This window comes from Bartonella sp. CL63NXGY (assembly GCF_042194905.1).
GTDB lineage: Bacteria > Pseudomonadota > Alphaproteobacteria > Rhizobiales > Rhizobiaceae > Bartonella.
This window is the reverse complement of sequence record NZ_JBHINK010000056.1, coordinates 1-1208: the sequence shown is the minus strand read 5'-3', so window position 1 is coordinate 1208 and position 1208 is coordinate 1. Positions and strand designations below refer to the sequence as shown.

General features: G+C 34.8%; 2 protein-coding genes. Both read left to right on the top strand.

Annotated features, from left to right (window positions below):
* The first annotated feature begins 98 nt into the window (after positions 1-98).
* A complete protein-coding gene (locus tag ACFIK0_RS09160; RefSeq protein ID WP_273790050.1) occupies positions 99-242 on the top strand; it encodes a TrwH protein in 144 nt (47 codons plus the stop codon).
* Complete coding sequence (locus ACFIK0_RS09155) at positions 239-1060, top strand: type IV secretion system protein (protein ID WP_375663881.1); 822 nt, start codon at positions 239-241, stop codon at positions 1058-1060. Before ACFIK0_RS09160 ends, ACFIK0_RS09155 begins: the two co-directional genes overlap by 4 nt.
* Positions 1061-1208: the final 148 nt, after the last annotated feature.

Here is a 1208-nt window from a genome sequence, read left to right as displayed (position 1 = left end):
AAATAATTACACATAACGTACTTTACTTTATGTTCAAAATAATAATAATGACAACAAATATCAGGATATATATAACAGTAAAAAAGAGTTATATTAAAATGAAGTCGATCATTCTTATAATTTTGATTGCAAACCTTTTATCAGCTTGTGCATTAGCACCAAAGTTAAAACAGCCAAATGATAGGAACCGTGTGCCTATTAATAAAACAATCCCTGCCGAAATCAAGCGAGGAGACAGATGAAAAAGATAATTATCATTATAGCGATCAGTATAATTTTTGGAACGTCAGCTCTCGCTAATCATTGTTACTGGAGCTCCAGAACTTTTAAGACGGTGTGTATTCCGAAGACTGTAGATCATAAGACAATAAATAATCCCTCTCCACCACCACCACCTGCTCTACCAGCTCCACCGCCACCACCTGCTCTACCAGCTCCACCGACACCACCTACTCCACCTGCAGAATATCTGGAGCTTATTAATCTATTAAAAAAAGGAGAAATTATTGAGCTCTTAAAAAAACAGCTTGAGTTAAAAAAAGAACAAATTTCGCAAACAGAAAAAACCTATCAAGCTATAACAAAGAGTCAGAAAACTGGACCTCAGAAAATAGACTTTTCTAGTTTTTTTCTCAAAGAGCCAGAAGCGCTCTATAAGAGTAATCAGCTTTCAAGGGAATCATATCAAAAGGTATTAGAGGAAGAAAACAAAATTTCTGGGACTTTTGATCAAATGGGCAAAGCTATTTCGGAGCGTTTACAATTTGCATCGATACAAGATAAAGCTGTAAGTTTAGAAACTTTTGAAAACGTAGAAAATCGTTTTCAATACCTCAGAAATCTATTAGATGGACTTCCAACAAAAGAAAACCTGAAAGATACTGCAGATCTTCAAGCACATATCGATGGTTCGTTAGCCATGATCCAAAATGAATTTATAAAGATGGAAATGGTGGCGTATTTACGTAAGGCTGAGCAATCACTTATCAAAAGGAAAAAACGCGAACTTAGTATGAAATTTTTTAACCATGAAGCAAAAGGGATGCCTACCATACGATAAAAACAAAAGCCACTGTAGAAGGTTCAGTACTATCCGAACAATTCAGAGGGGCACAAAGATTTTATCAAAGTCAAGATATCGTAATGAAAATACTTAGGTAATGTATAAATGAAAATGAAGCGTTTAGCATGTATCTATATTTCAAGGT